The sequence below is a fragment of the Terrimonas pollutisoli genome, assembly GCF_029360765.1.
Lineage (GTDB): Bacteria > Bacteroidota > Bacteroidia > Chitinophagales > Chitinophagaceae > Terrimonas_B > Terrimonas_B pollutisoli.
In genome coordinates, this window is record NZ_JARKNA010000019.1 from 112,220 (window position 1) to 126,142 (window position 13,923).

The following is a 13,923-nucleotide window of genomic DNA, read 5'->3' on the forward strand; positions in this document are numbered from 1 at the left end:
CATTCCTTTGTCACAAATCACTACTTCCATGCTAAAAAAAATCCAGCTCATTTGCGTTTCCGTGCTTCTGCAGAGCCTTGTAATAGCTCAACAAAATGTTCACCCACAATCCACTACCTACGAATGGCCAACGGATCCGGACGTAAAAGCCAAATTGGAAAAATGGCAGGATCAAAAGTTTGGTATCATCATCCACTGGGGGCTTTATGCTGTTCCAGGCATTATGGAATCATGGAATCTTTGTTCGGAAGAATGGATTGACCGGGATAGTACTATTGCCTATGAGGATTACAAAAAATGGTACTGGGGACAAAGCAAAAAATTCAACCCGGTAAACTTTAATCCTGAAGACTGGGCTAAAGTGGCAAAAGAGGCCGGTATGCGTTACCTGGTGTTTACTACCAAACACCATGATGGCTTCAATATGTTTGATACCAAACAAAGTGATTTTAAAATTTCCGCAGGACCGTTTAAAGACAATCCAAAGGCTGATGTAGCGAAATATGTATTCGATGCGTTTTCAAAAAATGGATTTATGATTGGTGCTTATTTTTCCAAACCCGATTGGCACTCGGAATATTATTGGTGGCCAAAATATGCCACAGCAGACCGCAACAACAATTATGATATTCGAAAATTTCCCTGGCGCTGGAACAAGTTCAAGGAATTTACTTATAATCAACTTAGCGAATTGATGCATAACTATGGCAGTGTTGATATTCTCTGGCTGGATGGTGGCTGGGTTCGCCCACGGGAAACCGTAAATGCCGAAGTGCTTTCCTGGGGAGCAAGAATTCCCGAATGGAGCCAGGATATTGACATGCCACGTATAGCGGAAATGGCACGAAAAGCGCAGCCTGGCTTATTGATGGTGGACCGGACCGTGCATGGAAAATTTGAAAACTATCAAACCCCCGAACAACGAATTCCTGAGCAACAACTGGATCACCCCTGGGAAAGTTGTATGACCCTTGCCAATAACTGGGGTTATGTGCCGGGAGATAAATACAAATCATCGCGGCAGGTAATTCATTCGTTGATCGAAGTAGTAGCCAAAGGAGGAAGTTTATTGCTGGGTATTGGTCCTAAACCCGATGGCGTTCTCCCTGACGAGGCCGTGGAAAAAATGAAAGAAATAGGTAAATGGATGAGCAAAAACAGCAAAGCCATTTATAATACCCGGATCACAAAAAACTATCACGAAGGCAATATCTGGTTTACACAAAATCCTAAAGAGGGTAACCGGTATGCCCTGGTTTGTCTCAAAGAAAATGAACCGATCGCAAAAGAAATAACCTGGCATAATAACCTACCTAAAAAAGGTAGCAAAATCAAATTGCTTGACAGCGGGGAAACAATAAAATGGAAGCAAGAAGGAGATACGGTAATACTTACACTACCCTCTTCATTAATACAATCCAAAAAAAATAATCCGGCACTCGCCTTTTCATTTATTCCTGCCGGGGAAAATTAATATATAAAATAACTCAACATGGGGAGCCGTGAAGTGTTACTTCACGGCTCTTTTTTTTGCTGTTGTAACGATTTAGAAACATATATTCTGTTAAAGTATGTTAATATTTCATTATAATCTGGTAAAATGATTTGATATTATTTAAAAGAATAACCATAATTTTAAAAACAATATTTAGCTTTTGAATTATTTTAAAAACTAAATTTATATTTCTAACTTTTTGAGAAAGTCAACCAAAGCTGGATGGGTAAAAAATGGTTTTATAAAGGCCTGATTTTAAGAGAGTTTTATTTCTCTAATGTACTTTCCTGTGCGGACGTGAGTGAGCGGATCAATAAAAGCCTGCCGTTCACCGCCAAAATCTTGGATGAATTAGTTAAAGAAGGCCAACTGATCGAGTCAGGCTATGCTCCTTCAAGTGGCGGTCGTCGCCCATTGCTGTATACCATCAACCTCGATACGACTTACATTCTTTCTGTGGCTATGGACCAATTGATAACCCGTATCTCCATTATGAATGTTCAAAACAAACACACTAGCGAGGTACAGGCTTTTGAACTTCCACTCCAAAACAATCCTGATGCCCTTAGCATTTTAGCTGACAAAATGAACTATGTCGTCAACAAATCGGGCATCGACAAGAAAAAGATCATTGGTGCCGGTATCGGCATGCCCGGCTTTTTGGATTATGAAAAAGGAATCAATTATTCCTTTTTACAAACAAAGGACAAAACAATTGTACAATACCTCAGCGAAAAACTGGAACTGCCGGTATATATCGACAATGACTCGAGTCTCATAGCATTGGCTGAATTAAGATTTGGCGCCGCCCGAAACAGAAAAAATGCAATGGTCATCAATATCGGCTGGGGAGTTGGTTTAGGAATGGTGTTGAATGGCGGATTATTCAGAGGACACAACGGTTTTGCAGGAGAATTCAGCCATATCCCGCTATTTAATAATAATAAATTATGCAGTTGTGGTAAGACCGGTTGTTTGGAAACAGAAACATCACTACTGGTAATAATAGAAAAAGCGAAAATGGAATTAAAAGAAGGTCGCTTATCAAGTCTCAGTAAAAACTTTCCATCAGGACATTTTGAAAAAGATTATAAAGCTATCATCAGTGCTGCTTTGAAAGGTGATCAGTTTGCGGTGGAATTGCTGTCCGAAGTGGGCTTCAACATTGGAAAAGGTGTCGCTATTCTGATTCATTTAATGAACCCTGAATCGATTATTATCAGTGGTCGTGGCGCCATGGCAGGCAAAATGTTACAGACCCCTATTCAACAGGCATTGAACAAAGATTGCATACCATGGCTTTCAGCAAATACCGAAATAGAATTATCCACCCTGGGTCATGATGCGGAATTAATTGGTTCTGCCGCATTGGTAATGGAAAGCCAGGTAAAGGAAAAGGCAACGATGATTGAAAAGAGAAAGGTTAGAAAACGGCTTTTGCAAAACATCAATTGAGTTATTCTTAAATAACATATAGTAATCCACTTTTTTTAAAAACAAAAAAATCAACTGCAATGAAGAAGAGAAACAAACGATTCTTATTGGTACTGTTGGCTCTTGTGGTCAGTAACATTATGTTGCTGGCACAGGTAAAACGTACCATTACCGGTGTTGTTACAGACAGTGACGGAAAGCCGGTGCCGTCCGCAACGGTGAGTGTAAAGGGCTCCAGTCAATCAGCAATCACTGATGAAAATGGCCGATACACTATTACCGTAGATAAAAACAACCCGGTGCTGGTTTTCAGTTCGGTCGGGTTTGGAACGAAAGAACTGAGTGCTGGCAGTGCAACGTCGCTCAATGCCAAAATCGAGGCGACTGCTGGTGACCTGGGTGAGGTAGTTGTGACTTCACTGGGTATTACCAAAAAGCAAAGGGCAATTGGCTATGCTGCTACTACTATTAAAGCTGAGGACCTGGTACAGTCAGGAACACCAAACGTCGCTACGGCCTTATATGGTAAAGCGCCGGGAGTTCGTATTGCTGCCACCCCGGGCGGTGCAACAAGTGGAGTTTCGTTACAAGTTAGGGGGGTAAACTCTATCAACTTCAACAGTCAACCATTAATTATCATGGATGGTGTACCCGTACGCAATGGTAGTTTTGACAACGGCAATTACTGGGGCGACCAGCGGGTAAGAGGTAACGGAATTCTGGACTTTAATCCGGAGGACGTCGAAAGCATAACCATATTAAAAGGTGCATCGGCGGCGGCTTTGTATGGCTCGGAAGCAATGAACGGCGTTATGGTCATTACCACAAAAAGTGGAAAAGGTAGAAAAGGCTTTAATGTCGATTTAAACGCTAACTACTCTCAGGATCAGGTAGCCTATCTTCCGAGATGGCAAAAAAAACGCGGTGCCGGTTTTCCGGTCGGTTATAAATTATATGGTGACGCTGTTTCAAATAACGGTGGATTTGAGTCGAGAACGGTTAATGGAACAACTTACCGTGCCTTGCCGCAAACCAGCCTGAGTTTTGGACCCGAATTCGACGGTCAGCCTATTCTGTCATGGGATGGAGAAGTCAGACCCTATTCTTACCAGGAAGATGGCTTTGCCAACCTGTTTCAAAAAGCAAATAACTCAACAGTAAACCTGGCCGTTACCAATTCAACGGATAAGTCCAATAGTCGTTTCTCCTACACCTTCCAACATACAGAAGGTTTGAGCCTGAATTCAAAAAACGACAAGCATAACTTTAGCTTTAATAACAACTATAAGTTTGGCGATAAGGTAAACACCAATATCATCATCAATTACATGAACTGGCATATCCACAACAGGCCCTTCATGATTGACCGGATGATCAACAACTTTAGCGGCATGTTCCCGTCGTTTGACAATGGCGACTGGTACAAAGCACGATACAAAACGAGCTTGGGATATAAATATGTAACGGGCAGTAACCAAAGCCTTACTCCCGATGAAAACATCCTATATCCTAATTTCCGTGGCGAGATTGCGGAATTTCTTTGGAATGTACTGGAGAACAACAACGAGGAGTATGTAAACAGGGTAAATGCGGTAGTAAAAGCAGATTGGCAGATTGTAAAAGGCCTTAACCTGCAGGGAAGACTTTCAACCGACTATACTACCACCAGGATTATGAACAAATCCAATGCAACCGTACCCCTGGCATTTAATTATTCGGGTGGATTTTCTATGAGTCATGCTACCAATAAGTGGATATATGGTGACGCCTTGCTGACTTACAACAAAAAAATCACCAGCGATCTGCAGGCTACTGCTATGGCAGGTTACAACGCCAGGTCACAGGAAGATTTCAGCAACAGCACATGGACCAACGGCGGCTTGACTACTGAAAACAAGTTCGATATGGTTTTCTCCCGCGATGCTCTTGGCACCGGTGCTTCTCAGCGTTACTTCCTGATTGATGGATTGTTTGGAACATTGAACCTGGATTATAAAAACTACTTGTTTGCAGAAGCGACTGTTAGAAGAGACAGAACATCGACCATGCCAGCCGATAATAACACCTTTACTTATCCCTCTGTTAACGCCGGCTTTATTTTTTCTGATGCATTTCAGCTTCCCAAGTTTATAGATTATGGAAAGCTGCGTGCATCCTGGGGTATCGTGGGTTCTTATCCTGAAATGTATGTTGCCAACCCTGCCTACAACGTTGGTAACCTGGGCAACCAGGGTAACGGGTCGGTATTAACAAATACCATTCGAAACAATCCTTATGGCAATTCGAACATTAAACCAGAGATGAAGCATGAATATGAGTTTGGTTTAGAAGCAAGATTTTTGCAAAATCGTCTCGGCCTGGATGTATCTTATTACAAAGCCCGCATCGTGGATCAAATCCTCAACCTCAGTTTGCCTATTAGTTCTGGCGGTGGAAGCATCCTGACAAACATCGGTACACTGGAAAATAAAGGAGTTGAATTAGCACTCAGAGGTACGCCGGTGCAAACAAGACTTTTCAACTGGGAACTAGGGGTAAACTTTGCCGTCAATAAAAACAAAGTGGTGAAACTTACTGATGGGGCTACTGAACTTTTGCATGCGAATCATGATGGCGATGCCTTAAAACGTGCATCCGTTGTAGGACAACCGATGGGTGACTGGTTTGCCCATCCTATTCTAACTAATGACAAAGGTGAGAAAGTGGTTGCTGAAGATGGAACTTATAAGCTCGATGGTTCACAATGGGTCAAATATGGTAATTCCATGCCCAAAGGCGCCGGTGGTATTTGGAATAGCCTTCGTTATTCCAATTTCAATCTTGACTTTACGTTGGACTTTACTTATGGTGGTTACGTAGCTCCCATGGGCTTGTACTGGCTGACAGGGCGAGGCTTAACAGAGGAAAGTTTGAAAACGCCTGAGTATGCTACCAGTAGCGGTTTGAAATATTATGTTGATGACAATGGTGTAGGACATGGAACTACAGCAGCGCAGGGTCCTAATGGCGAAATCGTGATGAACGATGGTATACTACTCGAAGGTGTAAAAGCTGATGGGTCTCCGAATAATATTGTTATTTCTCCCGCTTATTATTATTGGCTTTCTTATAACTGGGGTGGTCCGCAATACGGAAGTTCTTTATATTTCAAATATGTCAATAAAAACAATTACCTCAAGATGAGGGAACTTTCTCTTTCGTATACATTACCCGGTAAACTGGCCGCTAAGTTAAAAGCCAACAAACTCCAGTTCTCGGTGTTTGGCCGTAACCTGTTCTACCTGTACAGATCGATTAAGGATATGGACGCCGAACAGCTTACAACGGGTACATCCTGGGGGAGCAATCTTGGCAATGCAGGCACCAATCCTTCTTCCCGATCATTTGGCGTAATGCTGAGAGCTACATTCTAAAAAACTAAAAAGCTAATAAGTATGAAATTGAAATATTTATCTGGCGCACTACTGGCTCTTGTGATAGCTGGTACGGCGTGCAAAAAACAGAAATTCGCGGATTATTATATTGACCCGCGTACGGTGGATAAAGCAACCATTGAAAAGCAGTTTGCAGGGGCTGTCGGCTCCACGATGGAATTTACGATGTATAAGTACTGGAATTATTTTGTAATTCTTCAAAACACCGCCTTGCATTACACCCAGGTGGTAGGCTGGCAGAATTTTGAAAAACAATACGAACCTGGCGCTGCGGCAGTAGGTGATCGCTGGGGCTGGTACTATGGTTTTGTCGCACAATACAAAGACTTCCTCAAAGTCTACAACAGCGCTCCACAGGAAGAACAAACCGAAAAACGCATTTATAAAATTGCGGCGGACATTTTCTTCTACGATCAAACACAAAAGGTAGTTGACCTTCATGGCGATATTCCCTGGACTGAAGCAGGGTTATTAAGTACCAACTCCGGAGATTACAAAGCGTCATTCGCCAAATACGACAAGGCGACAGATATCTACACCAAAATGCTGGACGATTTGAAAGCATATGCGGATGAGTTAAATACTCTCTCAGTTCCAGCTTCGGTGACGGGAGTGATGAAAATTCAGGATTTTATAAACAAAGGCGACTTATCGCTTTGGAAGAAATACTGTAACTCACTCCGGGTTAGAATGCTGACGCGGGTATCAGGTGTCGCCGCCTTCCAGGCCAGGTCAAATACTGAATTGGCTGCTATAGTTGCTGACCCTTCTAAATACCCGGTTTGTACAACGAATGCCGATAATATTTTGCTCAGGGTTGTTACGCTTAGCAATAGTCCCGTCAATTCTGATCTTTATAGCGGGATCATCGGCTGGGGTAATAATGACAGGGCCAACAAAGGCATGATCGATACCCTGCAAAACAATAACGATCCCAGGCTGAGAGCACTCTTCCAGCCTGGCGCATTATCGGCCCCTAAATATGTGGGGCTTGATCCAATGCTTGATCCTTCTACCCAGGGTCAATACCTTGCAAAGGATACCATTGCACGATATAACTTTTCTACCATCAGCAAAAACAGGTTTCTGCCCGGTATCCTCATTACGGCTGCCGAAACACAGTTGTTACTGGCAGAATACTACCTGAAAGCCAATAACGATGCTGCAGCAAAGACGGCCTATGAAAACGCTGTTAAACAATCTATCGATTTCTTCTTTTGGCTCAGGACAATCAGTGATAATAACGAAACTGCTGTAACTCCTGTAACGGATGCAGAAAAGAATGCCTATTTAGCAAGCAACATAGCATGGGCAGGCACTACCGCCAAAAAAATGGAATTGATTGCCATTCAAAAATGGATCAACTATAATGTGCTGCAACCATTGGAAGGTTGGGCTGAATTAAGAAGAACAAATTTACCAGTCCTTACATTCAGGAATGACAACGGTTCAACCCTTGCACCGCTTCCGCCTGCAAGGTGGTATTATCCAGATAATGAGCGAACTTATAATACCGCAAACTACGAGGCAGTAAAAGGAACAGATAACCTGTCAACAAAATTGTTTTGGGACAATTAAGCAGAGATGAAAAATAATAGGTTCTTGTATTAATAGCAGTTGATTTTTAAAAAAGGCTGCCCTCTTCATGATGGGCAGCCTTTTTTTGAAACTGAAAAGCCAGGCATGTCGATGACGGCAAGGAGAAAAAGTTTAAAAGAATCTAGTATTTTACTTCGTAAAAGGCTTGGGGGAAACCACCGTTTACATAGACACAGTTTTGCTATTTTGGCTTTCCTTTGGTAGCTGAAGATTATACTAATAATAAACTAGTTTTTTACTCTAAATTAATTAAGAGTTGAAGAATCAATTAAAACTTCCTTCAGGCATCAATTTAAATTTATCAACTTAATCGCCCAATGAGATATCAAGACGTAAAAAAAAATAAAATGAATTGTAATTTACGGTTCCTTTTTATTGCATTGATCTTTTTAGTCATCCCTATTTTTTCTCTATTAATCTCTTGCAAATGGAAAGATAAAGGAACAATTATTAAGGAGGAAACTGGTGATATCACGAGGGGCGAAATACTTGCCCGCGATTATTGCCAGCGCTGTCACTTGTTTCCATCACCTGAATTACTTGATAAAAAAACCTGGATCGAAGGTGTTTTGCCAAATATGGCCTGGCGGTTGGGCATCAGAGAAAATGGATCAAATCCCTATGCTGATTTGGTACCACAGGAAGAAAAGATAATTAGAAAATTAGGAGTTTATCCGGAAGCAACCTTAATTCCACATTCTGATTGGTTGGCGATAAAAAAATTTTATGAAGAACTTTCTCCCTCTCAACCACTACCACAAAAAAAAGAATTTCCCCACCCTGCTCTGCTCTCTCACTTTGCAACCAAACTTATCAATTTCGAGAATAACCCCTTGCCGCAAACCACTTTGTTGAAATACGACAAGCATACATCACAGCTGTTTGTCGGTGATGCCAAAAAAAATCTATACATCCTAAATACAAAATTTAAACTCAAAGAAAGTTGGCAAACAGATAGTGCTCCCACGGATATTGACTTTCCCAAAAAAGGAAAGCCCAGATTACTAACGATTGGGGACTTCAATCCCTCAGATCAAAAAAATGGCAGGCTGGCCACCATGGACACAGCAAGTGTTTTACCTGAGGGTGGTGTTTTTATTGAATCACTGTGCCGCCCGGTGCAATTTGCCGTTGATGACTTGAACGAAGATAAAAAGGATGATGCTCTTATTTGTGGTTTTGGCAATCATACTGGCAAACTAGCCTGGTATGACGGTATGAATCCTGGCAAGGAGAATGTTTTGAAAGCATTGCCTGGTGCCCGGTGTGCCATCATCCGGGATATGAATAATGACAATAGACCCGATATCGTCGTATTAATGGCTCAGGCTTATGAACAGGTTTCAATATTTTACAACCAGGGAAAAGGAAAGTTTACAGAAAAAAAAGTACTGGAATTTCCGCCGGTTTATGGGGTCATCTATTTTGAGTTAGCTGATTTTAATAAGGATGGTTTTCAGGACATCATTCTTACCAATGGAGACAACTGGGATTTTTCAACAACCAGGAAAAACTTTCATGGAATACGTATTTTTTTAAATGACAGCAATGACAATTTTACGGAAAAATGGTTTTATCCTATGTATGGCGCCTGTAAAGCTATAGCGCGGGATTTTGATAAAGATGGCAATTTGGATATTGCAGCTATTGCATTCTTTTCCGATGATGAAAAACCCGAAAATAGTTTTGTTTATTTATCCAATAATGGGAATTTAGATTTTAGTCCCTATGCCGTACCTCGGGCAGGCTTAGGTAAATGGCTCACAATGGAAGCAGGTGATTTTGACAGAGATGGAGATATTGATCTCGTATTGGGATCATACTTTCAAAACTTGGGTGAGTTATCCAAATTGGTGGCTAAAGGAGTGACAGTAGTTCCACAATTGCTGATACTGATTAATAAGTAAAATCGAATTACAATTTTCTGCAAGATGCAGTATGTAGTGCAACAGAATGAAAATTGGAACCAAGGAACCCGAAAATTAGATGCTCCGGGACTAAGCTTCGAAGTGGATAATGCCAATGCTCAGAAACAACCACCTTACAGATGGCTATATGCCGGCAACGAGTTGACTTATAACACAGAAAACTACAAGACTGTACAATCAAAAGACAATTTGACTACCAAAATCTTTTGGGACGTAAAATAAATTGAGTAAATTCAGGGAAGACAAAATAAACCCTGAAAAATCTCTATAGAGCGATAGAATAAGAGGATGGAATTGATAATATAAGTTCTCGTTAAGCAGTTGTTTTCGGCCGGTTGTTTATACAACCGGCCTTTTTTATGTCTGCTTATCCAAGACTTCTGACGATTAAAGGTAATTTTGTGGTTTAAGGGAGGATATTAATTACCACTTACTGTGCTTCTTGCTTCTTCTTTTCTTTTTTGCTTTTCTTGTTTTCTGAAATAACCACGCAACAGAATATTATGTTTTAAAGCTTCCATATTCTCATTAAAGCCATCGGTTCCTTTTTGAATGTTATCAAGACTGGCGTTCAATTTTATCACCATTGCAGAATCTTTAAATAAAGCGTTTACAGCTCCTTTCCCATTATTTATATCTTGTCGAATACCTGTCACCACTTTCCCTATTTCATTGGCCAAAGAGTCCACTTCCTCTCCAACAACTTTTATTTTCACAATCGCATCATTCAGGTTCTGTGCAAAAGATGTATCTTTTAAAATAGCGCCAACTGAACCTTTCCCATTTTTTACATCCATTATAATGGTATGCAGGTTATCTGCCATATTACCGGCTTTGCCCGTTGCCTGGCGTATATTGCCCAGTGAAATTCGCAGATCCCGGGGTATTGATTTATCATTCAGCAAAGCCCACAAAGCACTACTATTGTTAATTTGCTGCACCGTTGTTTTTAAATTGTCTGCAATAATAGCTATATCATTATTGGTTTTATAGAGAGTTTGCAGCATCTCATCGGTATTCACCACTTTTTTTGAGGCCAGTATATCGCCTTCTTCCGCCAATGCACCCGGCTCCCGGGCCGGAACAATATTCACCACTTTATTGCCTACCAGGCCATCGGTTCCTATAGAAGCAATTGCATTTTTCCTGATAATAGGTTTCATTTTTGTATCAATGATCATCGTCACTTCAATAACAGTGTCACTCAGAATTTTAATTCTTTTAACCGTACCTGCCTGGATACCTGAAAAGCGTATATTGTTTCCCGGTACAAGTCCCTGTACATTTTCAAATCTTGCTTTTAAAATATACGTTGATCCAAACAAATTCCTGTCTTTTCCGATCATGTATAGCAACAAAACCAGGAATAGTAGTCCGCTTAATACGAACGCTCCTAATTTTATGTTACTAATAACCCGTTTTGCCATAAGTTTAGTTTATTCAAAAAATTGTTTCACCTTAACATCCGTGTTTTGTGTTAATTGTTCATAGGTGCCATTGGCATAACACCTGCCGTCCACCAATATCACCACCCTGTCGCCGGCCATGCGAACACAGTTCATATCATGGGAAATGACAAGCGACGTGGTATTATATTTTTCCTGTATCTCCATCATCAGTTCAATAATTTCTTTAGCTGTTATCGGGTCAAGCCCTGTTGTTGGTTCATCATATAAAATGATCTCTGGTTTTAAAATCAACGTACGGGCCAATGCGATCCTTTTCCGCATGCCACCGGATAATTCAGCCGGCATCATATTGATGGTATGTGCCAGGCCAACATCTTCCAGAGCTTCACCCACCATTTTATTTACTTCTTCCTGCGAAACCTTTATCCAGTGGCGGCGCAGCGGAAATTCAAGATTTTCCCTTACTGTCATGGAATCGTACAAGGCATTACTCTGAAATAAAAAACCAACTTTAGCCCTTATCTTATCTAATTCCTCATTTTTTATATCCGGTATATTCTTTCCAAACATTTCAATACTGCCTTTATCAGGCTGTAGTAAACCGATAATGCATTTTATCAATACTGATTTACCTGAACCGGATTTTCCCAACACCACCACACTTTCCCCTTTTTTTAGTTCGAGGTTAAAATCAACCAATACATGATTACTGCCAAAAGACTTGTAAAGATGACGAATCACCAAAACCTGCTCCATCATCGACAGCTTATCGGTATTTACTTCCTGTTTTATTGCGGCGATCATTTTTGTTTAAGTAAAGCCCAGCACATCGGCAATCTGTACAGCCAGTAAGTCAATAACAAAGATCATAATAGATGATACAACCACAGCTGAATTTGCTGAACGGCCTACGCCTTCAGTACCCTTGCTGCTGTTATATCCTTTATAGCATCCGATAATACCTACAGCAAAACCGAAAAAGAAACTTTTGACAAAGGCAGGTATTACATCATTAAACGAAAGGTTATCGAATACCTGAGTCCAGAATAAATTAAAGCTGGTATTTCCACGGATATTCACACCGAGCCAGGAACCATACAAAGAAATAGCATCACCCAACAATATAAGCACAGGAAGCATTAAGGTAGCAGCCAACACTCTTGTTACTACCAGGTATTTAAAAGGGTTGGTACCACTCACCTCCATTGCATCTATCTGTTCGGTCACCTTCATGGAGCCGAGTTCAGCGCCAATGCTGCTACCGATTTTCCCGGCAAAAATTAAAGCCGTTATAACCGGCCCTATTTCTCTGACAATCGCAATACCTACAATTGCCGGAAGTTGAAATTCTACTCCATAATCCTCCATCGATGGCCGCAACTGCATCGTTAACACAAGCCCCATAATAAAGGCTGTTAGCCCTACAAGCGGAAATGATTTATATCCTATAACAAAACATTGCCTGATAAATTCAGCTATTTCATAGCGGGGTTTAAACCATTGTTTAAAAAAACGAGTGGTAAAGCGGGAGATGTCACCAGCTTCGATTAAAAACAGTTTCAGGTTTTCCGTTACTGCCATATGACTTCTACAATTGAAGTTTTGGAAATACGAAGTATAAAATTACATCGCCCCTTTCTGGTATCCCTCATTTGTATGATCAGTCTTCAGAGGTTCTGTCTGCGTCCCAACTGATAAATCCTTTCTGAGTTGATGTCTGAACCAATTTAGTCATCATCTTTATTTTCTCCACTCTGCATCAAAGCCTTGCCGGAATAAAATTCAGTATGTCTTATTTTCCCGCCTAAATAGGCCGGCCTTGCTACCAAAGCAAAACTGACAAATGAAATAACCGGGGTACTTAATGCTACAAATCTTATCACTGAAGCTTTTCGCAAAGTTAGGGAAACCCCGATCAGGGAAATAACGCATGGTATAATTAAAGCGGCCAACACGATGATCGCAAAATCCTCATGCTGATCTATCGCAGTTTTTAATATGCCTTGAATTTTCTCAACTGTCTCTTCGGCAGCTTCGCCAGCCAGATAAAAAATACCCGCCCCAATAGAGGAAATTATTAAAAGGATGCAGGAAGCAATCTTTGCATGATTACTTTTAGTCCGGAGACCGTATGCTAAAACAAGCGCACCTGCTATAGAACCGGGAACCGGCAGTTGAGCTACTAGTAAATGAAAGTATGCCTGATTCATAACTTAAGTTTATTATAAATATCGTCTCTAAGACATTACTTCAAAATGATAATGATTAGTGGGCCTGTTGATGTAGCTCATCCCATTTATTAACCCAACACGTTACATTAACTAAATACAATGAAAAAGACAATGCTGACAATGGAATACGACAAAATATCTCAGTGATATTGGGTCCATTTATTTTAAAACTGCTTACCGAAGTTTAATCAATATATATCATTATTGTCCGGTTAAGTTGGGCTAAAGCCCGGTGGTATTGGCTTTTGAATTTATTACCCCGCCATTTAAGTGGCTGTTGCACGACTCAAAACTAATGCACATTATGTTGATATGGCATAATTGGAAAAGTAATTGCTGTGTAAGAGCTATGCAAGGCCAAAAAAAATATCAAGAACAACTGTTCACTTCATT

The 13,923-nt window shown here is 40.8% G+C and carries 10 protein-coding genes; 6 read left to right on the top strand and 4 right to left on the bottom strand.

From position 1 onward, the window contains the following. The first annotated feature begins 28 nt into the window (after positions 1 to 28). The 6 genes from P2W73_RS22265 (at position 29) to P2W73_RS22290 (ending at position 10,112) form a co-directional block, all read left to right on the top strand. Complete coding sequence (locus tag P2W73_RS22265) at positions 29 to 1,474, top strand: alpha-L-fucosidase (RefSeq protein ID WP_276504316.1); 1,446 nt, start codon at positions 29 to 31, stop codon at positions 1,472 to 1,474. A gap of 243 nt (positions 1,475 to 1,717) precedes the next feature. After that, positions 1,718 to 2,950: an ROK family protein gene (locus P2W73_RS22270; protein WP_276504317.1), complete on the top strand. Its 1,233-nt coding sequence runs from the start codon at positions 1,718 to 1,720 to the stop codon at positions 2,948 to 2,950. 59 nt (positions 2,951 to 3,009) lie between these two features. Beyond that, entirely contained in the window at positions 3,010 to 6,342 is a 3,333-nt protein-coding gene (locus P2W73_RS22275) for a SusC/RagA family TonB-linked outer membrane protein (protein ID WP_276504318.1), read from the top strand. Between the two features lie 21 nt (positions 6,343 to 6,363). Next, positions 6,364 to 7,941, top strand: a complete 1,578-nt coding sequence (locus P2W73_RS22280) for a SusD/RagB family nutrient-binding outer membrane lipoprotein (protein WP_276504319.1) — start codon at positions 6,364 to 6,366, stop codon at positions 7,939 to 7,941. 368 nt (positions 7,942 to 8,309) lie between these two features. After that, complete coding sequence (locus P2W73_RS22285; RefSeq protein ID WP_276504320.1) at positions 8,310 to 9,869, top strand: FG-GAP repeat domain-containing protein; 1,560 nt, start codon at positions 8,310 to 8,312, stop codon at positions 9,867 to 9,869. Positions 9,870 to 9,893: 24 nt separating this feature from the next. After that, complete coding sequence (locus tag P2W73_RS22290) at positions 9,894 to 10,112, top strand: hypothetical protein (protein WP_276504321.1); 219 nt, start codon at positions 9,894 to 9,896, stop codon at positions 10,110 to 10,112. A gap of 197 nt (positions 10,113 to 10,309) precedes the next feature. Here the strand turns inward: P2W73_RS22290 and P2W73_RS22295 are convergent, their stop codons facing one another. From P2W73_RS22295 to P2W73_RS22310, 4 genes are all read right to left on the bottom strand, one after another. Beyond that, entirely contained in the window at positions 10,310 to 11,317 is a 1,008-nt protein-coding gene (locus P2W73_RS22295; protein WP_276504322.1) for an MlaD family protein, read from the bottom strand. 9 nt (positions 11,318 to 11,326) lie between these two features. Next, the gene (locus tag P2W73_RS22300) at positions 11,327 to 12,103 is read right to left on the bottom strand and encodes an ABC transporter ATP-binding protein (RefSeq protein WP_276504323.1); all 777 of its coding nucleotides are present in this window, start codon (positions 12,101 to 12,103) and stop codon (positions 11,327 to 11,329) included. 6 nt (positions 12,104 to 12,109) lie between these two features. After that, complete coding sequence (locus tag P2W73_RS22305) at positions 12,110 to 12,880, bottom strand: MlaE family ABC transporter permease (protein WP_276504324.1); 771 nt, start codon at positions 12,878 to 12,880, stop codon at positions 12,110 to 12,112. A 146-nt stretch (positions 12,881 to 13,026) separates the two neighbouring features. Then, a complete protein-coding gene (locus P2W73_RS22310) occupies positions 13,027 to 13,509 on the bottom strand; it encodes a hypothetical protein (protein WP_276504325.1) in 483 nt (160 codons plus the stop codon). Positions 13,510 to 13,923 lie beyond the last annotated feature (414 nt).